25 protein-coding genes and 2 pseudogenes are annotated in these 25,071 nt (G+C 67.1%); 20 read left to right on the top strand and 7 right to left on the bottom strand.

All coding sequences use genetic code 11. The features are described from left to right. The first annotated feature begins 70 nt into the window (after positions 1–70). The 5 genes from ACWPN7_RS16390 to ACWPN7_RS16370 all read left to right on the top strand — a co-directional run bounded on the left by ACWPN7_RS16390 (position 71) and on the right by ACWPN7_RS16370 (position 5,569). On the top strand, positions 71–472 hold the full coding sequence (locus tag ACWPN7_RS16390; protein WP_038529572.1) for a hypothetical protein: 402 nt from the start codon (positions 71–73) through the stop codon (positions 470–472). A gap of 4 nt (positions 473–476) precedes the next feature. Beyond that, entirely contained in the window at positions 477–1,994 is a 1,518-nt protein-coding gene (locus ACWPN7_RS16385) for a portal protein (RefSeq protein ID WP_459198038.1), read from the top strand. Further along, positions 1,987–2,259, top strand: a complete 273-nt coding sequence (locus ACWPN7_RS16380) for a Bbp19 family protein (protein WP_038529568.1) — start codon at positions 1,987–1,989, stop codon at positions 2,257–2,259. Before ACWPN7_RS16385 ends, ACWPN7_RS16380 begins: the two co-directional genes overlap by 8 nt. A 26-nt stretch (positions 2,260–2,285) precedes the next feature. Further along, the gene (locus ACWPN7_RS16375) at positions 2,286–3,005 is read left to right on the top strand and encodes a capsid assembly protein (RefSeq protein ID WP_407825114.1); all 720 of its coding nucleotides are present in this window, start codon (positions 2,286–2,288) and stop codon (positions 3,003–3,005) included. A 206-nt stretch (positions 3,006–3,211) separates the two neighbouring features. Further along, complete coding sequence (locus tag ACWPN7_RS16370; RefSeq protein WP_459198037.1) at positions 3,212–5,569, top strand: putative bifunctional diguanylate cyclase/phosphodiesterase; 2,358 nt, start codon at positions 3,212–3,214, stop codon at positions 5,567–5,569. A gap of 58 nt (positions 5,570–5,627) precedes the next feature. Here the strand turns inward: ACWPN7_RS16370 and ACWPN7_RS16365 are convergent, their stop codons facing one another. Beyond that, the gene (locus ACWPN7_RS16365; protein WP_109138353.1) at positions 5,628–6,065 is read right to left on the bottom strand and encodes a PRC-barrel domain-containing protein; all 438 of its coding nucleotides are present in this window, start codon (positions 6,063–6,065) and stop codon (positions 5,628–5,630) included. A gap of 421 nt (positions 6,066–6,486) precedes the next feature. Between ACWPN7_RS16365 and ACWPN7_RS16360 the strand changes: the two are divergent. From ACWPN7_RS16360 to ACWPN7_RS16350, 3 genes and pseudogenes are all read left to right on the top strand, one after another. Beyond that, positions 6,487–6,804 (top strand): annotated as a pseudogene (locus ACWPN7_RS16360) (phage capsid protein); the annotation flags it as partial. Between the two features lie 316 nt (positions 6,805–7,120). Further along, positions 7,121–7,288 carry a hypothetical protein gene (locus ACWPN7_RS16355; protein WP_456526543.1) on the top strand — a complete coding sequence of 56 codons (168 nt, stop codon included), beginning with the start codon at positions 7,121–7,123 and terminating at the stop codon, positions 7,286–7,288. 74 nt (positions 7,289–7,362) lie between these two features. Then, complete coding sequence (locus ACWPN7_RS16350) at positions 7,363–7,635, top strand: hypothetical protein (RefSeq protein ID WP_456526542.1); 273 nt, start codon at positions 7,363–7,365, stop codon at positions 7,633–7,635. Positions 7,636–7,812: 177 nt separating this feature from the next. Here the strand turns inward: ACWPN7_RS16350 and ACWPN7_RS16345 are convergent, their stop codons facing one another. Beyond that, on the bottom strand, positions 7,813–8,163 hold the full coding sequence (locus tag ACWPN7_RS16345; protein ID WP_456526541.1) for a helix-turn-helix domain-containing protein: 351 nt from the start codon (positions 8,161–8,163) through the stop codon (positions 7,813–7,815). Between the two features lie 156 nt (positions 8,164–8,319). Between ACWPN7_RS16345 and ACWPN7_RS16340 the strand changes: the two genes are divergently transcribed. The 7 genes from ACWPN7_RS16340 to ACWPN7_RS16310 all read left to right on the top strand — a co-directional run bounded on the left by ACWPN7_RS16340 (position 8,320) and on the right by ACWPN7_RS16310 (position 15,585). Next, entirely contained in the window at positions 8,320–8,580 is a 261-nt protein-coding gene (locus ACWPN7_RS16340) for a hypothetical protein (protein ID WP_456526540.1), read from the top strand. A gap of 1,531 nt (positions 8,581–10,111) precedes the next feature. Further along, positions 10,112–11,020 carry a recombinase family protein gene (locus ACWPN7_RS16335; protein WP_459198036.1) on the top strand — a complete coding sequence of 303 codons (909 nt, stop codon included), beginning with the start codon at positions 10,112–10,114 and terminating at the stop codon, positions 11,018–11,020. Positions 11,021–11,060: 40 nt separating this feature from the next. Beyond that, positions 11,061–11,297 carry a helix-turn-helix domain-containing protein gene (locus ACWPN7_RS16330; protein WP_459198035.1) on the top strand — a complete coding sequence of 79 codons (237 nt, stop codon included), beginning with the start codon at positions 11,061–11,063 and terminating at the stop codon, positions 11,295–11,297. Beyond that, positions 11,285–11,470, top strand: coding sequence for a hypothetical protein (locus ACWPN7_RS16325; protein WP_459198034.1), 186 nt, complete (start codon positions 11,285–11,287; stop codon positions 11,468–11,470). The genes ACWPN7_RS16330 and ACWPN7_RS16325 overlap by 13 nt, the downstream gene beginning before the upstream one ends. Before the next feature lie 428 nt (positions 11,471–11,898). Then, a protein-coding gene (locus ACWPN7_RS16320; RefSeq protein ID WP_459198033.1) for an IS3 family transposase occupies positions 11,899–13,037 on the top strand; the annotation gives its coding sequence in 2 pieces (ribosomal slippage) (positions 11,899–12,154 and positions 12,154–13,037; 1,140 coding nt in all). 207 nt (positions 13,038–13,244) lie between these two features. Continuing rightward, positions 13,245–14,150, top strand: a complete 906-nt coding sequence (locus ACWPN7_RS16315; RefSeq protein WP_459198032.1) for a LysR family transcriptional regulator — start codon at positions 13,245–13,247, stop codon at positions 14,148–14,150. A 163-nt stretch (positions 14,151–14,313) separates the two neighbouring features. After that, on the top strand, positions 14,314–15,585 hold the full coding sequence (locus ACWPN7_RS16310; RefSeq protein ID WP_459198031.1) for a carboxymuconolactone decarboxylase family protein: 1,272 nt from the start codon (positions 14,314–14,316) through the stop codon (positions 15,583–15,585). Positions 15,586–15,647: 62 nt separating this feature from the next. On the opposite strand, the gene ACWPN7_RS16305 is transcribed toward ACWPN7_RS16310, so the two are convergent. From ACWPN7_RS16305 to ACWPN7_RS16285, 5 genes and pseudogenes are all read right to left on the bottom strand, one after another. Further along, positions 15,648–16,046, bottom strand: a complete 399-nt coding sequence (locus tag ACWPN7_RS16305) for an NADPH-dependent F420 reductase (RefSeq protein WP_459198055.1) — start codon at positions 16,044–16,046, stop codon at positions 15,648–15,650. A gap of 20 nt (positions 16,047–16,066) precedes the next feature. Next, positions 16,067–16,240, bottom strand: a pseudogene (locus ACWPN7_RS16300) (NAD(P)-binding domain-containing protein); the annotation flags it as partial. Between the two features lie 910 nt (positions 16,241–17,150). After that, positions 17,151–18,089 carry an electron transfer flavoprotein subunit alpha/FixB family protein gene (locus ACWPN7_RS16295; protein WP_459198030.1) on the bottom strand — a complete coding sequence of 313 codons (939 nt, stop codon included), beginning with the start codon at positions 18,087–18,089 and terminating at the stop codon, positions 17,151–17,153. Positions 18,090–18,104: 15 nt separating this feature from the next. Then, positions 18,105–18,854: an electron transfer flavoprotein subunit beta/FixA family protein gene (locus ACWPN7_RS16290; RefSeq protein WP_459198029.1), complete on the bottom strand. Its 750-nt coding sequence runs from the start codon at positions 18,852–18,854 to the stop codon at positions 18,105–18,107. Between the two features lie 27 nt (positions 18,855–18,881). Next, positions 18,882–20,048, bottom strand: coding sequence for an acetyl-CoA acetyltransferase (locus ACWPN7_RS16285; RefSeq protein WP_459198028.1), 1,167 nt, complete (start codon positions 20,046–20,048; stop codon positions 18,882–18,884). 301 nt (positions 20,049–20,349) lie between these two features. Here ACWPN7_RS16285 and ACWPN7_RS16280 point away from each other — a divergent pair, with 301 nt between their 5' ends. The 5 genes from ACWPN7_RS16280 (at position 20,350) to ACWPN7_RS16260 (ending at position 25,042) form a co-directional block, all read left to right on the top strand. Continuing rightward, the gene (locus tag ACWPN7_RS16280) at positions 20,350–21,624 is read left to right on the top strand and encodes an amino acid ABC transporter substrate-binding protein (RefSeq protein ID WP_459198027.1); all 1,275 of its coding nucleotides are present in this window, start codon (positions 20,350–20,352) and stop codon (positions 21,622–21,624) included. Positions 21,625–21,700: 76 nt separating this feature from the next. Continuing rightward, entirely contained in the window at positions 21,701–22,567 is an 867-nt protein-coding gene (locus tag ACWPN7_RS16275; RefSeq protein WP_376999426.1) for a branched-chain amino acid ABC transporter permease, read from the top strand. 8 nt (positions 22,568–22,575) lie between these two features. Continuing rightward, positions 22,576–23,580 (top strand): branched-chain amino acid ABC transporter permease, encoded by a 1,005-nt coding sequence (locus ACWPN7_RS16270; RefSeq protein WP_376999424.1) that lies wholly within the window; start codon positions 22,576–22,578, stop codon positions 23,578–23,580. Between the two features lie 9 nt (positions 23,581–23,589). Continuing rightward, positions 23,590–24,351, top strand: a complete 762-nt coding sequence (locus tag ACWPN7_RS16265; RefSeq protein ID WP_459198026.1) for an ABC transporter ATP-binding protein — start codon at positions 23,590–23,592, stop codon at positions 24,349–24,351. After that, positions 24,335–25,042: an ABC transporter ATP-binding protein gene (locus tag ACWPN7_RS16260; protein WP_459198025.1), complete on the top strand. Its 708-nt coding sequence runs from the start codon at positions 24,335–24,337 to the stop codon at positions 25,040–25,042. The genes ACWPN7_RS16265 and ACWPN7_RS16260 overlap by 17 nt, the downstream gene beginning before the upstream one ends. Positions 25,043–25,071 lie beyond the last annotated feature (29 nt).

The raw sequence follows: 25,071 nt of genomic DNA, 5'->3' as shown, positions 1-25,071 counted from the left end.
CCCGTCCGCCTTCCCGACGCCCTTTCATACAAGGGCCTGTTTTCGCATCACGGACAAGGACCCCCCGCCCATGGCGAACCTGTTCAAGGCGCCCCGGCCGGCGCCGCCGCCTGCGCCCGCGCCGGATCCTCAACCCACGCCGACGCCCGCCCCCGAGCCGGCTCCGGTGCCCGTGGCGGTCCCGGAGCCGGCTCCCGCCACGACGCCCTGGTGGAATGCGCCTCCGGACCCGCTTCCCGAACCCGCCGCCCCGGCGGTGGAGGCTTCCGCTCCCGTGGCCTCACCCGCCGGCGATCCGCCCGCCGCCGGCCCGGCTCCGGCGACGGAGGAGGAGAAGGACCCGGCCAAGGCCGCGGAGGCGCTGATCCAGCGGCGCAACCGGGGACGGGCGGGGACGGTCCAGACGTCCTGGCGGGGTGCGCTGGACGTCGGCGCGCTGGTGCCGCTGCGCAAGCGCCTGTTGGGGGAGTGAGGCCATGAAGGACACCACGCACGGCACTTCCCAAGGGGGCCGCAAGGGGGATGCCGCATCCACGTCGCCGAACGGGCCGGAGCGTCTGCTGGAGCGCTACCGGGCGGCGCGGGAGCGCCGGTCGGTCTGGGAAAGCCATTGGCAGGACTGCTACGACCACGCCCTGCCCAACGGGCAGCCCTTCCGCGGCGGCGGCACCCCCGGCGAACGGCGGGTGGACCGGCTGTTCGACGGCACCGCGCCGGACGCCGTGGAACAGCTCGCCGCCAGCCTGCTGGCCGAGCTGACCCCGCCCTGGTCGTGCTGGTTCGGGCTGCAACCGGGTCCGTCGCTGCCGGAGGGGGAGCGCGACCGCGTGGCCCCGATGCTCGACCGCGCCGCCGGCATCGTGCAGGCGCATGTCGACCGCTCCAACTTCGCGGTGGAGATCCATCAGGCCTTCCTTGACCTCGTGACGGTGGGCACCGCCTGCCTGCTGATGGAGGAGGCCCCGCCCGGCGGCGCCTCCAGCCTGCGCTTCACCGCGGTGCCGCTGGCCGAGGCGGTGCTGGAGGAGGGGGCGGACGGGCGGCTGGACGGCACCTTCCGGCGCAGCGAGGCGACGCTGGCCCAGATCGAGCGCCGCTTTCCCGGCGTGACCATCCCGGACGCGGTGCGGGAACGCGGAGCCGCGGAGCCGGACAGCCGCTTTCCGCTGGTCGAGGCGGTGCTGCCGGACGGGCTGGCCTACCGCTGGACGGTGGTGCTGGACAGCGGACTGGCCGATCCCGCCACACTGGCCGAGGGGCGCTTCGCGCAATCGCCGTTCATCAACTTCCGCTGGTTGAAGGCACCGGGGGAGACCTATGGCCGGTCGCCGGTCATGAAGGCGCTGCCCGACATCAAGACCGCCAACAAGGTGGTCGAGCTGGTGCTGAAGAACGCCTCCGTCGCCGTCACCGGCATCTGGCAGGCCGACGACGACGGGGTGCTGAACCCCGCGACCATCCGGCTGGTGCCGGGGACGATCATCCCCAAGGCGGTGGGGTCGGCCGGGCTGACGCCGCTCGCCAACCCCGGCCGGTTCGACGTGTCGCAGCTCGTGCTCGACGACCTGCGGGCGCGCATCCGCCACGCGCTGCTGGCCGACCGGCTGGGGCCGCTGGACCAGCCGCGCATGACCGCGACCGAGGTGATCGAACGCTCCGCCGAGATGGCCCGGCTGCTCGGCGCGACCTACGGGCGGCTCCAGGCGGAGCTGCTGACCCCGCTGGTGCTGCGCGCCGTCGGCATCCTGCGCCGCCGCGGCGAGATCCCGGACATCGCGGTGGACGGGCGCACGGTCGCGCTGCAGCACCGTTCCCCGCTGGCCCAGGCGCAGGCGCAGCGCGACGTCCAGGCGACGCTGCGCTGGCTGGACACCGCCCGCCAGCTCGGCCCGGAGGCGCTGTCCGCGGTGGACGTCGCGGCGACCGCGCGCTGGCTGGGCGAGGCCTTCGGCGTGCCCGCCAAGCTGGTGCGGGCGGAGGCGCCCCATGGCTGATCCGGCGGAGTGGAACAACGGCGGCTGGGCTTGGCTGGATGGAGCCTCGCCCGCCGAGGCGGTTCCGGCCGGCGATCCGGCGTCCAGCTTCGCCCGCTGCTTCGCCGGGCCGGACGGGGAGCGGGTGCTGGACACGCTGAAGGCGATGACGCTCGAACGCACGCTCGGCCCCGACGCCTCCGACGCCGCGCTGCGCGACCTGGAGGGCCAGCGCCGTCTGGTCGCCCTCATCCTCGCCCTGACCGCCCGTGGGCAGGGCGCCTAAAGTCTTTCATCGATAAGGAGCTATCCATGGCCGAGAACCTGCTGACGTCGACCGTTCCCGGCGCCCCGCCCGCGGTGCCCGAGAAGTTCCGCGATCCGGAAACCGGCGCGGTGCGCGTGGAGGCGCTGCTGAAGTCGTATCTGGAGCTGGAGCGCAAGCTGTCCGCTCCCGCCCCGGCCCCCGACCACCCCCACGACAGCGGTGAGCGGCCCGACCTGCTGGCGGCGCCGGGCGTGCCCGATGGGCCGGAGGGCTATTGCATTGCCTGCGACCACGGGCTGTTCGAGCCGGACCCGGCGATCAACGGCCGCCTGCACGGCGCCGGCTTCACGCCGGACCAGGCGCAGCTCGTCTACGACCTCGCCGCCGAGCGTCTGGTCCCGCTGATTCAGGAGCTGGCCGCCGAGTTCCAGGCGGAACGCGAGGTCGAGCGGCTGTCCGCCCAGTTCGGCGGGGCCGAGCGCTGGCGGGAGGTGTCGCGGCAGCTCCACGCCTGGGCGGTGAAGAACCTGCCGCCCGCCGCGGTGGAGGGCCTGTCGACCACCTATGAGGGGGTGATGGCGCTTCACCGGATGATGACCGGCGGCGAGCCCGCCGCCCTGTCGATGCCGGCCGGCGCGCCGTCCGCTGGCGGGGAGGCGGAATTGCAGGCGCTGATGCGCGACCCCCGCTATTGGCGGGACCGCGACCCGGCGGTGGTGTCGAAGGTGACCGACGGGTTCCGGCGCCTGTATCCGACCGCCTGATCAGTCACCGGACCGGCGGCGCGGCGTGCTTCGCGGGAGGAGCCATGGTGGGGCCTGCGAACCCACGCCGCGCCGGATGGGCGAAATGTCGCAGCCGGTTTGAAAAGGACGAAGGGGGACCGGGGCGGGCAACTTGACCGTTGCGTGTTTGAAATAAAAAAGCGACGCTTTCGCGCAGAATGACAACCGCCCGGAAGCAGCCGGGTGTGACGATTGCCGTCGGGACCGTGATGACGCTGCGCCGCAAGATCCGCTGGCTGACCTGGATCGGCCTGATCGGCTGCCTGATGGCGGCAATCCCGGCGCTTTACCTGCTGCGCAGCGGTTTGATCACGGAGCGGGGACGGCTGACCCACGCGTTGGTTGGCTCGGCCCACGCCATGCTTGGCGAGATCAACGCGTCCATCGAGGCGGGCGCCTTGGCGCGGGACGAGGGCCAGGGGCAGGCGCGGCTGGCGCTGCGGGCGCTGGGGCGCGATCCCTTCCATGTCAGCGTGTTCACCGACGGGCGCGTGCCCGAGGGCTGGATGGGTGAGGGGCATTCGGTCCGGGCCAGCCTGACCTTCGAGCCCTGGGGCTGGGCCATCGCGGCGGCCAGCGGGACTGACGACCTCGACCGTGAGTTCGCCATGGAGGCCCTGGCCTTCGTCCTGTTCATCACCGTTCTGCTGGTGCTGAGCTGGCCGCTGTCGGTGTTCCTGTCGCAGCATGTGCTGGGCCCCATCGAGGCGCTGTCGGAGCGGATGGAGCGGCTGACCGAAGGGCAGACCGGCATCGACATCCCCGGCCGCGACCGCAAGGACGAGTTCGGCGCCATGGCCCGCGCCATGGATTATTTCCGGCAGGCCGCCGAGGCGTTGATCGTGCGCGACGAGCGGCTGTTCGGCATCATGAACAACATCGGCGAAGCCATCGTGCTGGTCGGCGAGGACGGGGTGGTCGAGGAGCACAACCCCGCCGCCGTCGCGCTGTTCGGCGTGCCCGCGGAGCGGCTCGACGGCCATCGCTTCGCCGACCTGTTCGCCGAGGAGGACCGCGAGCGGGTCGCCCGGCTGCTCGGGCTGGGAGCGCCGGGCGGGGACGGTGCGGCAGGACCGGGGACCGGCGGCCGCACGGAGCGCGCCGAGGAGCTGGTGATCGAGCGGGCGGATGGGCGGATCGACGCCTCGCTCTCCCTGTCCTGCCTGGACGTGCAGGGGCGGCGCAGCTACGTCTGCGCGCTGGCCGACATGACGGAGCGGCTGCGCCACGAGCGGGAGCTTCTGCGGCTGGCCACGCGGGACCGGCTGACCGGCCTGCCGAACCGCGCCCTCATCGAATCGCTGCTCGACACCTCGATCGAGCGGGCGCGCCGCCATGGCCGGGGCTTCGCGGTGCTGTGCCTGGACCTGTCGCGCTTCAAGCTGATCACCGACACGCTGGGCCACCACGCCGGGGATCTGCTGCTGCAGGAGGTGGCCTCGCGGATCGTCGTCACGGTGCGGGCCAGCGACACGGTGGGGCGCATCGGCACCGACGACTTCGCGGTGATCCTGGACGAGGTGGGCGAGGCGAAGGAGGCGGAGATCGCCGCCCAGCGCATCCTGGCCGCCTTCGACGAGCCGGTGCTGCTGATGGGGACGGAGCATTACGTCCGCCCGTCGATCGGCATCGCCCTGTTCCCCGACCATGCCGATAGCGCGCAGGAACTCATCCGCTCCGCCGACACGGCGCTCTATGCGGCCAAGCGGGCCGGCGGCAAGCGCCACGCCTTCTTCCGCAAGGAGCTGGCCGACCAGGCGCACCGCCATCTGGCGCTGGACCGCGACCTGCGGGCGGCGCTGGCGCGCGGGGAGTTCCAGCTCCACTATCAGCCCAAGGTTTCGCTGATCGACCAGTCGCTGGAGGGGTTCGAGGCGCTTCTGCGCTGGGACAAGCCCGGCTTCGGCATGATTTCACCCGGCGAGTTCATTCCGGTCGCCGAGGACACCGGCTTCATCGTGCCGCTCGGCGACTGGGTGCTCGACGAGGCCTGCCGCCAGTTGCGTGAGTGGATCGACCGCGGGCTGGAGCCGGTGCCGGTGGCCGTCAACATCTCGCCGCGCCACCTGCGCCAGCGCTCCGCCGAGGATTTCCGCCGCATCATCGACCGCCACCGCCTGTCGCCCGATCTCGTCGAGCTGGAGATCACGGAGGGCGCGGTGATGCAGGACATGGACCACGCTCTGTCCGTCCTGGCGGCGCTGAAGGCCATGGGCATCCGCGTGGCGGTGGACGATTTCGGCACCGGCCACTCCTCGCTGAGCTACCTGAAGCGGCTGCCGGTGACGACGCTGAAGATCGACCGCTCCTTCGTGAACGGCGTGCCGAGCGAGCGGGAGGACAACGGCATCGTCTCCACCATCATCGCCATGGCCGACATGCTGGGGCTGGACGTGGTGGCGGAGGGGGTGGAGAAGCAGGAGCAGGCCAATTTCCTGCGCCACCACAATTGCACCCTGGTCCAGGGCTGGCTGACCGGGCGCCCGGTTCCCGCCAGTCAGGCCGCCGACCTGCTGGCCATGCGCCTGCGCCGGTCGGCGTGAGATCCGGAAGAACCGGGGGCCGTCGCCCCCGGTCCGTCCTCCCGATTCGGCCCTGACGTCAGCGCAGCGCGCCCTTGACGTCCTCGTACTTGTCCTTCTGCCAGGACTCCAGGCCCTTGAGGTCGTTCTCCGTCATGTCGACGGTCAGGCGCTTGCCCTTCATGTGCAGCCGTTCCAGCGGCAGGACGACGTCCTTGTCGCTGAAGTCGGCGATGTGATCGACATCGATCACCGCGAAGGTCTGGCCGCCCTTGCGGACGATGCCCTCGATCTCGGCGATGTCCTTGCCGTCGCTGCCGTAGACGTCCTTCCCCTTGAGCTGGGCCGCGGTCATCTTCGCGACCGCCGGGTCGAGCGAGCCATGGGTGGCGGCGACCTGCCCGGTCGCCTTGTTGCTCGGGACCTCCTTGGCGGTGGTTCCGGACGTGCTTTCGGCCAAGGCCGGCGTGGCGAGCAGAAGCGCGGCGACGCCACAGGCGGTGATGATCGTCTTCATGAAGCGTATTCCTTTTTTATGCCGTGTTTTCGGGCCGTTGAGGCCAACCATTCAACAGCGTGGCTCCGGGGGATATTCCATGCCCCAAGGGAGTACCGCGCCAAGGGGGTGATTGTTCGATAAAGGAAAATATTCTTGACACGAAAGGGCGCGTGTCCTAGAAACACTCTTGCCAACGCCCGTCGTGCGTCCCCTCACGCGATGGGCCGCGGCATCCCGAACCTCCCTCCATGCCTGTCCTGAAAGGGGCTGACCGGACAACCGAAAGGCCCGGCCAGCCCCTTTCTTTTTTTCGCGCTTCGCCCGCGGCCGGGCGCGCGTCCCCTCGTCCTGTTCCGGGATCGGGCGCGCCTGACAACCGGGTGGCGGAATGCTTCCCGCCGGACGGAACCCCCGCAGAACGCGAAAGGAATACAATCCAATGTCCACCTCGGTCGCCCAGGCTTTCGTCAAGCAGTTCGAACGCGAAGTGCACGACGCCTACCAGCGCATGGGCTCCAAGCTGCGCAACACGGTGCGCACCAAGAACAACGTCCAGGGCGCCTCCACCGTCTTCCAGAAGGTCGGCAAGGGCACCGCCTCGACCAAGGCGCGCCACGGCGCGGTTCCGGTGATGAACCTGGACCACACGCCGGTCGAATGCACCCTCTACGACTTCTACGCCGGCGACTGGGTCGATCGGCTGGACGAGCTGAAGACCAACATCGACGAACGGCAGATCATCGCCAGCGCCGGCTCTGGAGGGAACCATAATGTTCCGCGAGAGCACCCATAAAACCTCATCGCAGGAACCATAAATTTGTTCGCTAGTGATTCGAGGCGCGTTCTGAGGTACCAACTGCAGTGACAATGGCGGGCGAAGCCGTGGCGGAAATCAGGGGTGCCGCTACCTGCGCCGGGTGTTCTATCTGACGGTGGACCCGGAGATGCGGAGACAGAGGTGGAGCAGCACCCGCAGCAAGGCTGTCCGCATCCAGCAGGCGTTCGACGCCCTGCTGGTCGGCGAACGCCTGCTGGCCCACGCCCGCGTCTAGGAGACCGCCTTCGTCCGCGAGATGCGGGACTGGTCGCCGGACGCCGACTATAAGGGCCGGGACGACAGGCTGGACGCCGTCGCCGGCGCCCTGTCCTGCGAGCCTTTCCGCTCCACCGCGCCCGAGCACCAGTCCGACTGGCGCGGCACGGCGCCGGTGGTGGCGCCGTCGTCGGGGTGGGAGGTGTGACGCAACCCGACACCGCAAGGCCGTGTCCCACCCAGGAGGCGGCCTTTTTCTTTCACTTGCACCGGAGAAATCTAATGCATGATACCGTCGATCTGGTCTGGTGGATCTCGGCCGTGGAACTGCCCGTGATGGGCGGGCTATTTTGGCTGATCACTCGGCTGCGAAACGATTCAGAGGCCGCGCAGGCCAAGGTGCGCGAGAGCTTGGCCGCCTACAAGCTGGAGGTCGCCAAGACCTACGTCTCCTTCGCCATGCTGAGGGACGTGGAGCAGCGGCTGGCCGACCATCTGCTGCGCATCGAGGCCAAGCTGGAAAGCGGGTGCTTCTCCGACGGGCGCCAGCGATAAGCGGCCGCGTCCTGAAGTCGGAGCCGGAGTCCAGAACCGGTATGGCGGCGGGCATAGCGGCGAGCATGGCACAGGTCCAACCCCGACTGGGCGCGTTGCCGCTACTTCAGCGCCGAGATCTGGGTCCTGCTGTTCTACAGTGACGTGGAATGAGGCCAACCTCAGGACCGGCCTTCATCAGCCGCGCCGCTCACGGCCCTGCGCCAAGGCTTCCATTTGGCGAAGGGCAATCTCCAGATCGATGTCCGTAAGAGCGTCGGCGACGACGAGTAAACGCGCCCGTAGTTCTGCCCGGCGTGGCGATGCGACCATGTCCATACTTCCGAACAATGCATCAAGCGGTAAGTTCAGAACCCGACTGATCTGCTCCAGTGTGTCCAGGCCGGGGAAAGCTTTTCCGCGCTCAATGTTTGAGACCGTCTCAACGGTCCGGTCAATGGCTTCTGCGACCTGCTCCTGCGTGAGGTTCAGCGCCAGCCGGCGCGCACGCACCCGCAATCCGATGGTGTGTTTCAGGTCATATGCCATGTCCCGAACTGTCCTTTCGGGCAAACGGCTTGACCATAGGGTAAGATTTCGGCTTATGTCTGAAACCCGAAATTCAATGTCGGGCTACCGGACTTGCTGAGCGTTGCATGCGCCAGACCGTTCCGTTTGCCCGCACAGGAGCACAGGGTCGACAAAATGGTGGCAGCGGAACAGTTTAAGGTGGCGTGGGACCAAACGCTTGAATGGCTGAAGAGTTGCGACCGGCCAGCTTGGGACGGGTATGAGGTCGGTCTGCTAATGCAGCGGGCTGGAGTCAAATTCAATTGGCGCCTGATCGCCCAATCGGTTGACACCAATGAACGGGAGTGGCGTGAGGCGCAACAAGCGTGGCTGGACAAACTGCTGACCTTAGGTTGCCCGGAGAGTCTGTCCGCGGCGGTTCGCGCGATCGAGTGACTGTAGGAGCGTGCTCAAACCAGCGATTTTTGCCCGGTCATCGGCACTTGTCTGTGGGCGTCGCAAGCCCGGCAGGCGTCGGCTGCAGCCAACGTTTCTGGAGGAGAGTGTAAATGAGTGGTATGCCTATACGCCCAGTCATCCACCGCTTGGCAACCGCCAAGGCCGATGCTGTCGAGCGTGACCGCTGGCTTCAAGACGCCCACCAGCACGGTTTGTCCCTGTCGGCATATCTGGGGCTTATTTTGACGCGCACCACCGCGCAAGAAAGCGTTCTGGCCTATTCAGCGAGCCGGCTGGTCACCAGCGTGCCCAGCCGCGTTCCGCGTCGTCGCTTCCGACGTATATTGGAACTGGCTCGAGTCCAGGGCCGTCCCGTGCTTCTCCGTGGATCGCCCAGCCCAGGGATTGGCCGGCGCATCCGAGGACACCGGCTTGAGCCGTTTCAGCTGCGTTTCCGCGACACGTATGCCGTGCTGCCGTTCCCAGCTTTTCCGCGCCTCCGCCGTCCGCTTCGGCAGCAGGCTTGATAGGAGTGGCGCCGCGGATGCAGGAAATTCGACAGTAACAGAGGACGGATCGCTACGAAACACCGTCATTATGAACTGAGTTCTTGAAGGTCAGTGAGCACTCGCGCTGTTCGCGGCCTTACACCAGTCGCCCACGTTTCTGAGCATCTGTCAGATGGGCGCCGGCCGAAGGCTTTAGCGTCTTTTGCGCCCGGCCCAGTGCACACTGATGACGACCTAAGAAAATTACGCGAGTCGGGGGTTGCCAAACCTTGGCTCCGCGCTAGTAGCTGCGTCACACCAGTGAACGACGCGACCCTGGGGCTCTCGTATATACATGCGCAGCCGGAGATGAGCTAATGCGTTGTCACTTTTTCGCCGTCGCTCGTTGTGCGGGTGCGCAGAATTGCCCCGCCGAGCTCCGTTCGAGTTCCAGAAACCGAAAGCGCAGGCGCGTTAGGTGTGTAATTGTAGGAAAAGTGGTCAAGACTTCCGCGACTGGAAGTTCGCGGCGGACGCGCGTGCGATAACCCCCCGATATGGATACTTATCGAGGCGTTTGTCGTTGTCGTTGTCGTTGTCGGGTGGTTCGTGTGAAAAGCCGGATTCCAGGGGTTTCAACGCCCTGTGTCGTTGTTGGGTGGATCAGTTTAGAAGCCGGCTTTCCGCGGCTTCCGCCCCGGCCCGGCTGCCGTTTTGCAGATCAGATCCGTTTAGAAGAGAGTGGATCGGTTTAGAACCGGGCCGCCGCCGAGATCGGCCGCTCCAAGCGCGCCAGGGCGCTCAACTTCAGCTGGATCGCCAAGCCATTCCGCCAATGTCCGCAGCCCGATTTTGCGGTCCGCGGTCCGGCGCCCTGACCCACGTCGCAGATCTCCTCCGGGACGCTCCCGATCACGGGACCGCCGCCCGCGCGGTCGCTGTAAAGGAATTGGCGCGCTCCAAAACGGTCGTTTACTCTTATTCTCCATAACTTTACAAAGGGGGAGTCTGGAGGCTTTTTTCGGCTTGGGAGAAGGGGTATGGCCCTCATCGGCTACGCGCGCGTCTCGACCGACGAGCAGACCACCGCCGGCCAGCTGGACGCGCTGCGCGCCGCCGGCTGCGCCGAGGTCTTCGAGGAGAAGGCGTCAGGCGCGGCCCGGGCCCGGCCTGAGTTGGCGCGGGCGCTCACCCGCATCGCCCGCGGCGACACGCTGGTGATTTGGAAGCTCGACCGTCTCGGCCGCTCGCTGGCCCACCTGCTGGAGGTGATCGAAGATCTGCGTGGCCGCGGCTGCCACTTCCGCTGTCTGACCAGCCCGATCGACACCGCCAGCCCACACGGCACGCTGGTGCTGCAGATGCTCGGCGCCGTGGCGGAGTACGAGCGCTCGCTGATCCGCGAACGCACGCGGGCCGGGCTCGCGGCGGCCAAGGCGCGCGGCCGGGTCGGCGGCAATCCCAAGCTGAAGCAGGGCGACGCAGCGACCGCGCAGCGCCTCGCCGACCGGCAGCGCCAACTCTACCTGCTGGAGCTGACCCGCACGGCCGAGGAGTGGCTGCCCACCGTGCGGCGCCTCCGGCCGGCGCGCTCGTGGGCGGTGGTGACCCGCGCCGTCAACGCCAAGCTGCCGCCGGGTCGGCACTGGACCGCCGAGCGGTTGCGCCGGGCCGTCCGTGCCTTCGTCGCCGAGGGGCTGGCCGACCGGGCGCTGTTGGACAAGGTGCCATCCGTCCGCGGTGACGACCGGCTCATGGTGCTGGTGGCCGGCATCGCCCGGGCAAACCCCAAGCTGTCGCTGCGGGCCATCGGCGCCCAACTGGAGGCCATGCGGGAAACCACGCCACGGGGGGGACGCACCTGGGCGGCGGCCTCGGTCAAGAGCTTGCTGGATCGGGCTCGGGTTCAAGGCCTATTGGACCGTGAGCAGCGAGCGGCGGCGAAATAGCCTCACATGTTGGACAGTGATCCTGATCGGAAGTGCTTTCATGACCCCTTTGCAGTGCAAAGCCGCCCGCCAGAGGCTTGGCTGGTCCATCGAGGAGTTGGCCCATCGAGCCTTGCGCAGCCACACGGTCGTTGGTGAGTTCGAGCGCGGCAAGAAGCCCGCCAGTGCGGCGGTTCTCGCCTCCCTCCGCCGCGCCTTCGCCGAGGCCGGGGTGAATGCGGAAGCCATCCCGGCCGACGACGGCAACGAAGCGGAGGATGCGGCATGTTCACGGTGAGCGAGGATGAACGCGCGGCAATCTGCCGGGCCTATGAGGAGGGCGGCGAGTGGGCGGCCGTTGTTGAACTGCGCCGCTACTTTTCCATTGAGGACAATCAGAATGCTCTGTACGCGGTGCGCAGCATCGTCCGTTGGCGGCCCGCCTCCCTGTCACTGCCACGTCGGCTGTAGGAGGATTCTGATCGGTAAGCTCATGCCTCATGAACCCGCCTTGCCCTACGCACCATTCCGGGAGCAGGGCAAGGTTGGCTGGGTGAAGCGCGAGCACGGATTGATCATCGCCAGCGGAAACTGTCAGGCCCTCGGAACGCGCCGTTACGTTCGAAACAGGGCGACACTCTCGTCGGCGACCCTGGCGATCATCGGGACCGCGGTCAGGGGAAATGGGACGACGCAGCTGACGTTGATCTCGCACAGCACATAGCTGTCCTCTCCGTCCGGCGTTTTCGGGCTGAGGTGGTCCCCGTTCCCCGGACAGTCGGATAAGAGCTCCTATCAAAACCCGTGGAAAGTGGGCTGAAGCCGTTGATTTACCTCAGCCCTACCCGGTTTTGATCCGCACTCTAAGCTTGGTTCGCCCATCAGGAAGGACGGACCCGATGACGGGGAACAGGAAACGGTATTCGGCGGAGTTCAAGGCGAAGGTGGCGCTGGAGGCGATCCGGGGCGAGCTGACGGTGTCGCAACTCGTGGCCAAGCACGGGGTGCACCAGACGCTGATCAACGCCTGGAAGAAGCAGGCCGTCGAGGGGATGGCCGGGGTGTTCTCCGGCAAGGCGGAGGCTGCTGAGGCCAGCCATCAGGGTGAGGTGGAAAAGCTGCACGCCATGATCGGGCAACTGGTCGTGGAACGCGATTTTTTGCGCAAGGCCTCCGGCCGATGAGCGTCGGCCGGAGGCGGGAGATGATCGAGCCGGAGCATCCGCGCCTGTCGATCACGCGACAGTGCGCGCTGGTGTCGCTCAGCCGCTCCAGCTATTACGAGCCGGTGAAGGGCGAGCCGGCCGAGAACCTGGAGCTGATGCGGCGGATCGACGCGCAGTTTTTGGAGACGCCCTGGTACGGCAGTCGGCAGATGACCCGTCATCTCCGGCGCCAGGGGCAGGAGGTCAACCGCAAGCGGGTCCGCCGTCTGATGCTGCGGATGGGCTTGCAGGCGGTCTACCAGCGTCCAAAGACGACGGTGCCTCATCCGGAGCACAAAATTTGGCCGTACCTGCTGCGGGACATGGTCATCGACCGTCCGAACCAGGTGTGGTGCGCTGATATCACGTACATTCCCATGCGCCGTGGCTTCCTGTACTTGGTCGCCGTGATGGACTGGGCGACACGTCGGGTGCTGGCGTGGCGACTGTCGAACACCATGGACGTTGAGTTCTGCATTGAGGCGGTGGAGGAGGCGATGGCGCGGCACGGCCGCCCGGAGATCTTCAACACCGATCAGGGCAGCCAGTTCACCAGCCCGCGCTTCACCGGCCTCTTGACCGCGGCCGGCATTCGGGTGTCGATGGACGGGCGGGGCCGCTGGATGGACAACGTGTTCATCGAACGGCTCTGGCGATCGCTGAAATACGAATGCGTCTACCTGCATGCCTTCGAGTTCGGCAGCGAGGCGCGGGCCGGAATTGGCCAGTGGATTGAGTATTACAACGCCGACCGACCGCACTCCGCGCTCGGCGGCCGAACCCCGGCCGAAGCCCACCAGGGCGCCCCGATTGGGATCAGATTGGCGGCATGACACGGACCTGAACCAAGCTTAGCAAAGCCGCAAATCTGTCCGGGGAACGGGGACCACCTCACCCTCTTGCGGTTGGAATGCGCTGGCGATCGGGCCTGCGTTGTCCGAAAAGCTAGAGGGACCGGGCGGTCGGGTTAATCGGCCGATTGCCGAAAAGGGTGTTTAGGTTTCGCGACAGAATCGGCGTCAGCCATGGGAATTTCTTGAATGCGGGCCAGCGGGAACACCGACCTTCGCGCCTTCGTCGCGGTGGCCGAGCAGGGCAGTTTCTCCAAAGCGGCGGAGCAGTTGGGCCTGTCGCCCTCCTCGCTCAGCCAGATCATCCGCGCTTTCGAGGAGCGGCTGGGCGTGCGCCTGCTGCACCGGACGACGCGCAGCGTCGCCCTGACGGACGCGGGCGAACGGCTTCTGCTGCGCGTCCGCCCGGCGCTGGAGGAACTGGACGCGGCGCTGGACGATGTCGGGCAGCTGCGCGCGCGGCCGGCCGGGGTGGTGCGCGTGCGCTGCCTGCGCGCGGCCTTCCGCACTTACGTCGCGCCGAACCTCGCGGCTTTTCGAGAGGCCTACCCGGACGTCACGCTCGACATCCTGGTCGACGACGCGGTGGTCGATCTAGTGGCGTCCGGCTTCGACGTCGGCTTCACGCTGGGGGAGGTGATCGAGAAGGACATGGTCGTCCTGCGGCTGGGTGGCGACATCCGGCAGATCGCAGTGGCCTCCCCCGCCTACATCGCCCGCCACGGCCGGCCGGAGACGCCGAAGGACCTGCTGTCGCACACCTGCATCCGCTGGCGCTGGCCGGGGCGGACCACCCCCTACAACTGGGAGTTCTTCGCCGACGGTGCCTGGTTCGAGGTGGACGTCAAGGGTCCGCTGGTATTAAGCGAGCAGAGCATGACGATCGACGCCGCGGTGGACGGCATCGGCATCGCGTTCTGGATGGAGCACGAGCTGCAGCCCCTGATCGCGAAGGGCTTGCTCGTCCCGCTGCTGGAGGAGTGGTCGGCCCCGTTCCCCGGCTTCTACCTCTGCTACCCGCAGCAGCGGCAGATGGCCCCGGCGCTGCGCGCCTTCATCAATTTCGTCAAGGCCAAGGCCGCAGAGCCCGGATGAGCGCAGCCGTGGAGGTTTGGTGGCGGCGTTTCGGGCGGCGATTGTTCAGCTGTGCTGAAAAGCCCATGCGGTTTCCGCCCGATTATCGGCCAGGCCCGGCGTGCCCAGCTTTCCTTCCATCGCGGCGGGCACCGCCCCGCCGGACGGGGAAAAGGAAGCGAGAATGCCAACGACCGAACATGCGAGTTCCCCCGAGACGGAGCACAGCCAGGAGCCGGCGGAACGCTTCAGGCGCGGCATGCTCCTTCTGCAACGCATTGGCGGCGCCGATTTCGACGGACCGATCAACCGGCTGAGCGGGTTGTCGAAGGACATGGCCCGCTTCACGGTCGAATACCCTTACGACGACGTTCTGTCCCGCCCCGGGCTTGATCTGCGCCTGCGCCAAATCTGCACCGTCAGCGCCCTGATGGCGCAGGCATCCCTGCAACCGCAGCTGAAATTTCACATGGAAGGTCTGCTCAACGTCGGAGGGACGCCGGACGACCTCGTCGAACTGCTGTTCCTTTCGACCGCCATGCTCGGCTTTCCCATCGCGATCGACTCCATCGGTATCGTGAGGGACATTTTCAGGGAACGTGGCCTTGCCTATGGTCCGAGGGAGCCGGAGGACGGCGATGGGACAGACCGGTACCGGCGCAGCCTCGGCACATTCCGTGACCTCATGGGAATGGATCCTTCGACGTTCTCCGCCGGTGTCGCCCAAATGTCTCCCGAACTGGCCCGCTGGTCCCTGGAATTCGTCTTCGGCGACGTGATGTCGCGTGACGGACTGACGAACCAAGACAAACATCTGGCGATCATCAGCATGCTGGGGGCGACGGGCAACCGTTCGGAGTTGCTTCGGCTGCATCTCCGGGCCGCGAACGATGGCGGCGTCGCCCCCGCGACCCTTGCCGAGGCCATCATGCAGCTCAGCGTCTATGCCGGCTTTCCGGCCGCGCTGAACGGCTTTGCTCTCCTGGGCGCGGTGCTTGAGGACCTGCCGGATGAGCACCGGACCACCGCCGCCTCCCATCCCGCACCCATGGCGGACGACGCGGCGTCCGAGAGCCGGCAGGCCCGCCGGAGCCGCGGCTTGGCGGCGCTGGCGGCGACGTCGAGCGCGTCCGGCGAAGCGGTGGTGCACAGCTTCGACGACATCGCACCGGAAATCGGTCGCATGATCGTCGAGTTTTGCTACGGAGACATCTTTCATCGCTTTGGCATCGACGCGAAGACACGGGAGCTGACCGCCTGTGCGGCGCTGGCGGCCCGTGGCGCCGCGACCGACGCCACGCCGCTGCGTGTCCACATCCGCGCCGCGATCAAGGCCGGCGCCCGGAAGGAGGAGGTCGTCGAAACCCTTCTGAACATGCTGCCCTACAGCGGTTATCCCGCCATCCGGCAAGCCATGATCCTTGCCGGTGAGGAGTTCGCCGCCATCCGGCCGTGAGACCGCCAGACCGGAGCGGCTGCCGGGCAGAGCGCCGACGGCCGCTCCGTGTGTGTGGCCCGTCAGGCCTGCTTGATGAGGCTGTGCACCATCACGGCGTTGCCGAATTGCTGCAGGCGGCCGCCGGCGGCGAGCGGGCCGAGGTCGATGGGGGCGAAGCCGAGCCGGCAGATCAGGCCGGCGACCGCGGCTTTGGCGGCGGCGTCGTTGCCGGACAGGAACAGGACGCGGCGGCCGCCGTCGTTCGGGTCCTTGGCCAGCACGGCGGCGGGCAGGGTGTTGAAGGCCTTGACGACGCGGGCGCCGGGCACGGCGTCGGCGACGACCTCGCTGGACAGGCGCCCGCCCAGGTCCTTGGGCGTGAAGGCGGGGAAGTCGATGGCGTTGGTGGCGTCCACGACGATGCGGCCCGTCCAGTCGGCGGCGCCGCGCACCGCGTCGGGCACCGCGCCGAAGGGCACGGCCAGGATACGACCTCGGCCCGAAGGGCGTCCGGCAGCGTGGCGGGAACGACACTGGCGCCCAGTTCATCCGCCAAGGCGGCCAGCGACTCCGGACCGCGGCTGTTGGCGATTTGGACCGCGAGGCCCTGGCGGGCGAACTGGCGGGCCAGCGCGGCGCCGATGGCGCCCGAACCGATGATGGCGTAGGACATGATGATGGTTTCTCCGAGTGGCGGCGGGCTGCGGTGCTGTTTCACGGCCTTGCGGCAGCGGGTCGATGGGATTCGACGGACTCCACATTGAACGTTCGAAAGGGTATGGTTGAGATCGCAAGATCTTCAGGAAAGCAGACCTGAAGAAAATGGAATATTTAAAGAATTGGTCTAAGCTTGTTTTTGTCGAAATCATAGAGGAAGGCGAACGAGAGCGGCGAACCTTTCTCCCATCGTAGGCGCATCACAGATTATTCTACTCTGCTTGCGCGTTGACTTTGATAGAGGGAGCATGCCTCATTCATCATTGGCCTTCGATTATACGAGGGGCCATTATCCGGTCTGGCAATATGCGAGCGTATATGATCCGTTCGTATCGCTCCGCATCCGGCCGTTCGGCCAGGAACGATAGCGGAAGACGGTCCGGGCGTTTACAGCGCCGGACAAAACGCTGCCTTGCGGGAAAGCCCGAGCACTATGAGCGCACCGGCAATACCCGCAGGGTCGATACGGGGCCTCCGACAAACCCGGCGCGGTTCAGGTGAGATCGGCGTTGCGTTATTGTCACCCGTCGATGTCTGGGCTTGCAGCAATCGACTGGCATAAGCTGACCGTGTTGTTGGGAACGATGAGCTCACAACCCGCCTTTGCGCAGACACAGACAACGCGACCTGTCTGGTCAGCGTCGAGGATCCCGAGCGTCTTCATCGTCAATCTGCAACAATTTTGCTGAGAAAGAAGCCGGGCAGTTAACGCCCGGCCCAAGTCTCGCACTCAGCCAGGGAAGAATCCGGGTGCGACACAGCGCTACCGATTTAACCAAATCAGGAAGGGCGCTGGGTGATAAGTGCCCAGCGCAAGTTTCGCACTCTGTCGAAGCGCACCGGCGCGCGGAGGAACATGGGAAGGATCAAACGATGTTTGTCAGTTCCGGCACCGCCTTGAAGAGATCGGCGACCAGACCGTAGTCCGCCACTTGGAAGATGGGCGCTTCCTCATCCTTGTTAATCGCGACGATGACTTTCGAGTCCTTCATGCCCGCGAGATGCTGGATGGCCCCCGAAATGCCGACGGCGATGTACAGCTCCGGCGCCACGATCTTGCCGGTTTGCCCGACCTGGTAGTCGTTGGGCACGAAGCCCGCGTCGACCGCCGCCCGGCTGGCGCCGACCGCCGCGCCCAGCTTGTCGGCCAGCGATTCCAGGAGCTTGAAGTTCTCGCCCGACTGCATGCCGCGCCCGCCCGAGACGACGATCTTGGCCTGCGTCAGCTCCGGCCGCTCCGACTTCGTCAGCTCCTGGCCTAAGAGCTTGGCGGAACCCGCGTCGCCCGTCCCGGCGACGGTCTCCACCGCCGCCGAACCGCCGGCCGCCGCCGCCTCGAAGGCGGTGGTGCGCACGGTGATCACCTTGATGGCGTCCGACGACTGCACGGTCGCGATGGCGTTGCCGGCGTAGATCGGCCGCTCGAAGGTGTCGGCGGAAACGACCCCGGTGATGTCGGAGATCGCCGCGACGTCCAGCAGGGCCGCCACGCGCGGCAGAAGGTTCTTGCCCTCCGAGGTCGCCGCGGCCAGCACGTGGCCGTAGGACTTGGCGAGGCCGACGACCAGCGGGGCCAGGTTCTCCGGCAGGGGGTGCGCGTAAGCCGCGTTGTCGGCCAGTAACACCTTGGACACGCCGGCAACCTTGGACGCGGCGTCGGCGACGGCTTGTGCGCCCTGGCCGGCGACCAGCAGGTAGATGTCGTCCCCAAGAGCGTTGGCAATCTTGGCGGCGGCGGTGACCGTGTTCAGCGTGGCGGGCTTCAGCGCGGCGTTGTCGTGTTCGGCAATGACGAGAATGGCCATATCAGATCACCCCCCTTAGATGGCTCGGGCATCGTTCTTCAGCTTGTCGACCAGGGCGGCGACGTCGGCCACCTTCACGCCGGCCTTGCGCTTGGCCGGCTCGGCGACCCTCAGCGTCTTCAGCCGCGGCGCGACGTCCACGCCCAGGCTGCCGGGCGTGACGGTGTCGATGGGCTTCTTCTTGGCCTTCATGATGTTGGGCAGCGAGGCGTAGCGCGGCTCGTTCAGGCGGAGATCCGCGGTGACCACAGCGGGGAGCGTCAGCTCCACCGTCTCCAGGCCACCGTCGATCTCGCGGGTGACGGTCACCGCGCCCTCGCCCGGCGTGACCTTGGAGGCGAAGGTGCCCTGCGGCCAGCCCAGCAGGGCGGCGAGCATCTGGCCGGTCTGGTTGCAGTCGTCGTCGATCGCCTGCTTGCCGAGGATGACCAAAGTCGGGCCCTCCTTGTCGACCAGTGCCTTGAGCACCTTGGCGACGGCCAGCGGCTGCGTCTCGGATCCCGTCTGCACCAGGATGCCGCGGTCGGCGCCCATGGCCAGCGCGGTGCGCAGGGTTTCCTGGGATGCTGCCGGGCCGACGGTGACCACGATGACCTCGGTCGCCTTGCCGGCTTCCTTCAGGCGGACGGCCTCCTCGACGGCGATCTCGTCGAAGGGATTCATGCTCATCTTCACGTTGGCGGTCTCAACGCCCGAGCCGTCCGCCTTCACGCGGACCTTGACGTTGTAATCGACCACCCGCTTGACCGGGACGAGGATTTTCATGGGGTTTGATCCTGGCTCTCGTTGCGGTCAGGCAGTGCGTTCGAGGATGCTGACGTAGTTGGCGACCGCCGCCCCGCCCATGTTGAAGATGCCGGCGAACTCCGGATTCCTGACCTGCATGTCCCCGGCCTCACCGCACAGCTGCATAGCGGCGAGCGCGTGCATCGACACGCCGGTGGCGCCGATGGGATGGCCTTTCGCCTTCAGGCCGCCGGATGGATTGACCGGCAGCTTGCCGTCCTTGTGCGTCCACCCCTCCAGCACCGCGACGGCGCCTTGCCCTTCCGCCACAAGTCCCATGGCTTCGTACTCGATCAGTTCGGCGATGGTGAAGCAGTCGTGTGTTTCGACGAAGGACAGGTCCGAGAGCCAGAGACCGGCCTGCATCAGCGCCCGGTCCCATGCCCTGGTGCATCCTTCGAAGCGGATGATGTCGCGTTTCGACATTGGCAGGAAATCCTGCACGTGGACGGCCGCCCGGAAGGCAACCGCGCGCGGCATGCGGGTCGCGAGATCGTTCCGGGCGATGACCAACGCGGCCGCCCCGTCGGACACCAGCGAGCAGTCGGTCCGCTTCAGCGGCCCGGCGACCTGCGGGTTCTTCTCGCTTTCCCGGCGGCAGAATTCAAAGCCGAGATCCTTGCGCATCTGCGCGTAGGGGTTGGCGACCCCGTTGGCGTGATTCTTGGCCGCGATGCTCGCCAGCGCATCGGATTGATCACCGTGACGTTGGAAATACAGATCGGCAATCCGGCCGAACACGCCCGCGAAGCCGGCCGGCGTGTTTGCGTCTTCCGGCAGGTACGACGCCTTGAGCAGGTTTCGGCCAACCTCGGCGCCGGGCGTCGTGGTCATCTGTTCGACACCGACCACGAGGACGGTGCGGGCGCGCTTGGATTGCACGGCGTGGACGGCTTGGTGCACGGCGGCAGAGCCGGTGGCGCAGGCGTTCTCGACACGGGTGGCGGGTTTGAAGCGGAACGCATCGCTCGCCTGAAGGACCAGTGATGCGGTGAAATCCTGTTGCGAGAAGCCAGCGTTGAAATGACCGATGAAAATCTCGTCGACGTCCTGTGCCGCGATTCCGGCGTGGGCGAGGGCATCGGAAGCGACGCGAACAATCAGGCTTTCCAGAGTTTCTTCTTCGAGCTTTCCGAATGGCGTGTGAGCCCAACCAACGATGCAAGCGCTCATGGGTGCTGTTCTCCTTGTCACCGGATGGAGCGCTCTATACGCGAACTCGGAACGTTGTTCAAACAGTTGTTTGGTAACCGCGTGACGACGAGCGTTCTGGTAGGGAGCGGATGCGGACGGCCGCCCCATTAAAGATCCGGAGGTCCCCCCCGATAATACGCCGAAATAGCCTGATTGAGCGGTCTTCCGGCGTTTGCTTGGTCAACAAATCATCCCCGTTGACCACGCGACCCAATTTGAACTATCGTTTGGTTGTTGAGCCGCAGCCCTGCGGCGCCGCAAATCATCAATAAGGGGGAGCATGCTCGATCGAGCCGCGAATCCGCGCCGTCCGTCGCGGCGCGCCGTTCTCAAGGGGGGCATTCTCGGGGCCGGGGCCCTGGCGGTCGGGGTCACTCTGCCACGCTTCGCCGGCGCGGCGGGTGGCGCCGACGGCGTCGTGCACATCGGGGCCTCGCTGCCGCTCACCGGTCCGTACGAGAAGGTGTCCCGGATCTGCAAGGACGCCTTCGATTTCTGGACCCGCACCTACGACGGCAAGATGGTCGTCGCCGGGCGCGAGCGCGCGGTCAAATGGACCATTTACGACGACGAGAACAACGCCTCGCGTGCGGCACAGCTCACGGAAAAGCTGATCAGCGACGACAAGGTCGACCTCATCGTCGGCACCTACGGAACCGACACTGTGCTGGCCCAAGGCGCCATCGTCCGCAAGCACGGTCATGTCTTCGTGCAGTCCGGCGCGTCGTCGATCCGCGTGGACGAGGAACTCGGCGGCCACACCGCCTTCACCGCCAACGGCCGCGTCGGCACCTACTGCACCGGCGCCATGGACTTCCTGGCGTCCCGGACGCCCAAGCCGAAGAAGCTCGGGCTCGTGATCATGGACGACCCCGTCTACCACGAGATCGGCCAGGGCGTGAAAGACAAGTGCAAGCAGCACGGCATCGACGTGGTGACCGAGGTGGTGCTGCCGATGAACGTGCAGGACCTGCGGCCGACGGCGCTGAAACTGCGCGGGGCGGGCCAGCTCGACATCATCTACAACACCGGCTGGGACGTCATCTGCATCAAGCTGGCCGAGGAGATGTCGGCCATCGGCGTGAACCCGAAGGCGTTCGTCGGCGGGCACCTGACCACCAGCCCGGCGGTCAAGGACACGCTGGGCCCCAAGATGCAGGGCATCATCGGCTCTACCGTCTGGCTGCCGCAGTTCAAGTACCGTGACGAGAAGCACGCTTCGGCGCAGGAGTTCGCGGACAGGTTCAAGGCGACCTACGGCTACATGCCGACCTACCAGGCGGCCTTCTCCTACATCCTGCCATACATCTACCAGCAGGCCCTGCGCGATGCCGATCCGCAGGACCCGTTCAACCCCAAGACGCTGCGCGAGCGGCTGAGCCGGCTTGACCTGAAGGACACGATCTGGGGCCCGGTGTCGTTCGATGAGCGCGGGCGCATCCGCCGCGATTCCGCCCCCGCCGTGCAATGGACGGGCGACCCGGTCGCCGCGGCCATCGTGGCGCCGGCCGACATGGCGGAAACGGCGGGGGTCTATCCCAAGCCGGCGTGGTGAGCAGCCGCGGCGCGCCGGCCACACCGGGGCTCCAAGCCCCGGCGTCCGGCGCGACGTGCACAGATGGGATCAGGTCATGGAAGACGTGCTCGTGTACGGGCTGTTGCGGGGCGGCATCTACGCCCTGGCGGCCTTCGGTTTCAGTTTGGTGCTGGGGGTGATCGGAATTGTCAACTTCGCGCACGGCGCCCTGGTGGTGTTCGGCGGCCTGCTCACACAATACCTCGCCATAAAGTTCGGGGTGCCCTACGCCGCCGCGGTGGTCGGCGGTGCGCTCGGGACCGGACTGCTCGGCGCCGTCATCCAGCGCCTGTTCATCGCCCGGACGTTCAAGCTCGAACCGCTGATGGTGCTGGTGCAGACCTTCGGCATCGCCACCGTGGTGACCGAACTGGGCACGCTGGGCTGGGGCAGCGAGGAGCGCATGCTGCGCCTGAAGACCGGCCTGCCGCCGGGCTTCGAGCTTGGCAACACCTTCGTGCCCTCCTTCGACCTTGTCGTCTTCGCGGTCAGCCTGATGTCGGCCGCCGTGCTGTTCTTTGTGCTGGGCCGGACGGAGTTCGGGCGGGCGATCCGCGCCTGCCGCGACAACCGGGAGTCAGCGCAGCTCAGCGGCATCAACCTCGGACGGACCTTCGAGAAGACGATGTTCCTTTCCGGGACCTGGGCGGGCCTTGCTGGCGCCATGTTCGTGACGCTCAGCCCCGTGGCCCCGTACATGCATTTCACGTGGACGGTGGATTCCTTCCTCGTCATCACCATCGGCGGGCTCGGCAGCATGCTGGGCGCGCTCGTCGGCGGGCTGATCTTCGGCGTTCTCAGCTTCGGGGCGTCCTTCTATGCGCCGACCATCGCGCCGGCGATCACCTTCGGCGTGCTGCTGGTCTTCCTCGTCTTCCGGCCGCAAGGCCTGCTCGGGGCCGGCCCCGCCATCAGGAAGTGAGCATTCCCATGAACTTCGTCTCCATGGCTTACGCCATCCGCACCGGGCCGGTGCGCAACCAGCTGCTCTGCTTGGCGGTGTTCCTGCTGGTGGTGGCCCTTTGCCCGCTGGTCATGAACGATTACTGGCTGCGCCTGATGATCTTCGTGTTCGTCAACATCGGGTTGGCGAGTTCGTGGAACCTGATCGGCGGCTTCGGCGGCTACGCGAGCTTCGGGCACGGCGTCTTCTTCGGCATCGGCGCCTTCGCGGGCGCGGTGGGCATGGTGCGCTACGGCCTGCCCCTGCCCGTCGTCATGATGATCGGCGGGGTGCTGGCGGCGGCGCTGGCGGCGCTCTTCGTGCCGGTGTTCAAGCAGAAGGGCCTGTATTTCGCGCTGTCCACGCTGGCCGTCATGCTGGTGTTCGAGACGGTGCTGCAGCGCTGGACCTTCACCCGCGGCCTGCGCTCCCACGACCTCGGCTGGACGTTGGCGCCGTCGCTGCCGCTGGAAGGATTCTTCTACCTGTTCCTCGGGCTGCTGGGCCTGATCGTTGGGTCGATCATCGTGGTCGTCCGCTCGAAGATCGGCTACGCGCTCCACGCGATCCGCAAGGACGAGGTGCTGGCCTCCAGCATCGGCGTGCGCACCACCACCTACAAGGCCATCGCCTTCATGATCAGCGCGGCGTGGCCGGGCGTTCTGGGCGCGGCCTTCGCGCCGTTCCTCGCTTACGTCTCGGTGCAGAGCGTCTTCGACGTCTCGATCACGCTGAACATGATCCTGATCACCATCTTCGGCGGCGCCGGCACGGTGATCGGCCCGATCATCGGCGGCATCGCGCTCAGCGTCATCGACCAGATCGCCTGGGGCAACTTCCTGGAATACCACCGGCTGATCTACGGCGCGCTGATCGTCGCGATCACCACGCTGCACCCCGGCGGGCTGGCCAGCGTCTTCTGGGCCTGGGTCGAGCGCCGCCGCGCCGCCGCCAAGCCGGTACCCCGGCCGTCCGCCCACGTCCGCGCCTAGGAGAGCACGATGGCAACCGCATCCCCCCCACCGCCCCCGCTGTTGCGGGTGGAGAACCTGTCCAAGGTCTTCGGCGGAGTCACCGCGCTGAACGGCGTCGGCTTCGAGGTTTATCCGGGCGAGGTCGTCGGGCTGATCGGCCCGAACGGGGCCGGCAAGACCACGCTGTTCAACGTCATCTCCGGGCTGCTGCCGCCGTCCGGAGGCACCATCACCTTCTGCGGCCGCTCCATCGGCGGCCTGCGCCCGGACGAGATCTGCGCGCTGGGCGCCGTGCGGACCTTCCAGTCCGCATCGCTGCTGTCCGGCATGACGGTGTGGGACAACGTCCACGTCGCCAGCCTGTTCCGCCCGGCCGAGCGCGCCCGGACCGAGTCCGCCGCGGCCTGCACCCGCCGCGCGCTGGCCTTCTGCGGCCTGGAGGACTGCCGCGACGAGATCGCGGAGACGCTGTCCATCGGCGACCAGAAGCGGGTGGAGATCGCCCGCGCCATGGCGACCGGGCCGAAGCTGCTGATGACCGACGAGATCCTCGCCGGCCTCAACGCGGCGGACAGCGAGGGCATCCTGCAGATGCTTCAGGGGCTCAAGCGGGAAGGCATCAGCATCATCTTCGTCGAGCACGACGTGCGCTCGGTGATGCGGATCAGCGACCGCGTGGTGGTCATCGCGCAGGGCCGCAAACTCGCCGAGGGCGAGCCCGACGCCGTGGCGCGCATGCCTGAGGTCATCTCCGTCTATCTCGGAGGGCGTTATGCTCAAGGTGTCTAACTTCCGCGGCGGCTACCGCAAAGGCGTGGCCGTGGTCGACGGGCTGCAGATCGACCTGCGCCAGAGCGCGGTGACCAGCATCCTGGGGTCCAACGGCGCCGGCAAGACCAGCTTCCTGCGCGGCATCTGCGGCCTGTTGCCCTGGTGCACGGGCGAGGTGGTGCTGAACGGCGAGCGGGTCGACCGCCTCGCCCCGCACGACATCGCGCGGCTTGGCGTGCGCATGGTGTCGGAGGGACGCGGCACCTTCCCGACCCTGACGGTGGAGGAGAACCTGAAGGTCGGCGGCTACGGCCTGTCCGCCGCGGTGCTGGCGACCCGGCTGGAGCGCGAGTTCAACCGCTTCCCGCGCCTGCGCGAGCGGCGCGGCCAGATCGCCGGCATGATGTCGGGTGGCGAGCAGCAGATGCTGGCCATCGCGCGGGCGATGATGAGCGACCCGCGCGTGCTGATCCTCGACGAGCCGTCGCAGGGTCTGGCCCCGATCATCGTGGACCAGATCTTCGAGCTGATCCCCCGCCTGACCCAGGAAGGCGTCCAGGTGCTGCTGGTCGAGCAGGACGTCGGCCGCGGGCTGGAGGTCAGCGAGCAGGCGGTCGTCATCGAAAAGGGCCGCGCGACGCTGTCCGGTCCCAGCCGCGAGCTGCTGGCGGATCCGCGCGTGCGCGAGTCCTTCCTTGGGCTTTCCTGAGCCTGGGGGCTTTCCTGAGTTTTCGGAGG

The sequence above is a fragment of the Azospirillum sp. UENF 312511 genome, from assembly GCF_058780635.1.
The sequence above is the reverse complement of the archived record's forward strand: the minus strand, read 5'-3'. Positions and strand labels throughout refer to the sequence as shown.

Coding starts and splice junctions, on each gene's coding strand:
- ACWPN7_RS16385 (WP_459198038.1), top strand. CDS start 477: ATGAAGGACACCACGCACGGCACTTCCCAAGGGGGCCGCAAGGGGGAT.
- ACWPN7_RS16345 (WP_456526541.1), bottom strand. CDS start 8,163: ATGGCATATGACCTGAAACACACCATCGGATTGCGGGTGCGTGCGCGC.
- ACWPN7_RS16380 (WP_038529568.1), top strand. CDS start 1,987: ATGGCTGATCCGGCGGAGTGGAACAACGGCGGCTGGGCTTGGCTGGAT.
- ACWPN7_RS16275 (WP_376999426.1), top strand. CDS start 21,701: ATGGAAGACGTGCTCGTGTACGGGCTGTTGCGGGGCGGCATCTACGCC.
- ACWPN7_RS16315 (WP_459198032.1), top strand. CDS start 13,245: ATGCGGGCCAGCGGGAACACCGACCTTCGCGCCTTCGTCGCGGTGGCC.
- ACWPN7_RS16285 (WP_459198028.1), bottom strand. CDS start 20,048: ATGAGCGCTTGCATCGTTGGTTGGGCTCACACGCCATTCGGAAAGCTC.
- ACWPN7_RS16350 (WP_456526542.1), top strand. CDS start 7,363: ATGCATGATACCGTCGATCTGGTCTGGTGGATCTCGGCCGTGGAACTG.
- ACWPN7_RS16365 (WP_109138353.1), bottom strand. CDS start 6,065: ATGAAGACGATCATCACCGCCTGTGGCGTCGCCGCGCTTCTGCTCGCC.
- ACWPN7_RS16325 (WP_459198034.1), top strand. CDS start 11,285: ATGTTCACGGTGAGCGAGGATGAACGCGCGGCAATCTGCCGGGCCTAT.
- ACWPN7_RS16375 (WP_407825114.1), top strand. CDS start 2,286: ATGGCCGAGAACCTGCTGACGTCGACCGTTCCCGGCGCCCCGCCCGCG.
- ACWPN7_RS16355 (WP_456526543.1), top strand. CDS start 7,121: ATGCGGGACTGGTCGCCGGACGCCGACTATAAGGGCCGGGACGACAGG.
- ACWPN7_RS16340 (WP_456526540.1), top strand. CDS start 8,320: ATGGTGGCAGCGGAACAGTTTAAGGTGGCGTGGGACCAAACGCTTGAA.
- ACWPN7_RS16290 (WP_459198029.1), bottom strand. CDS start 18,854: ATGAAAATCCTCGTCCCGGTCAAGCGGGTGGTCGATTACAACGTCAAG.
- ACWPN7_RS16390 (WP_038529572.1), top strand. CDS start 71: ATGGCGAACCTGTTCAAGGCGCCCCGGCCGGCGCCGCCGCCTGCGCCC.
- ACWPN7_RS16295 (WP_459198030.1), bottom strand. CDS start 18,089: ATGGCCATTCTCGTCATTGCCGAACACGACAACGCCGCGCTGAAGCCC.
- ACWPN7_RS16265 (WP_459198026.1), top strand. CDS start 23,590: ATGGCAACCGCATCCCCCCCACCGCCCCCGCTGTTGCGGGTGGAGAAC.
- ACWPN7_RS16335 (WP_459198036.1), top strand. CDS start 10,112: ATGGCCCTCATCGGCTACGCGCGCGTCTCGACCGACGAGCAGACCACC.
- ACWPN7_RS16310 (WP_459198031.1), top strand. CDS start 14,314: ATGCCAACGACCGAACATGCGAGTTCCCCCGAGACGGAGCACAGCCAG.
- ACWPN7_RS16330 (WP_459198035.1), top strand. CDS start 11,061: ATGACCCCTTTGCAGTGCAAAGCCGCCCGCCAGAGGCTTGGCTGGTCC.
- ACWPN7_RS16270 (WP_376999424.1), top strand. CDS start 22,576: ATGAACTTCGTCTCCATGGCTTACGCCATCCGCACCGGGCCGGTGCGC.
- ACWPN7_RS16260 (WP_459198025.1), top strand. CDS start 24,335: ATGCTCAAGGTGTCTAACTTCCGCGGCGGCTACCGCAAAGGCGTGGCC.
- ACWPN7_RS16280 (WP_459198027.1), top strand. CDS start 20,350: ATGCTCGATCGAGCCGCGAATCCGCGCCGTCCGTCGCGGCGCGCCGTT.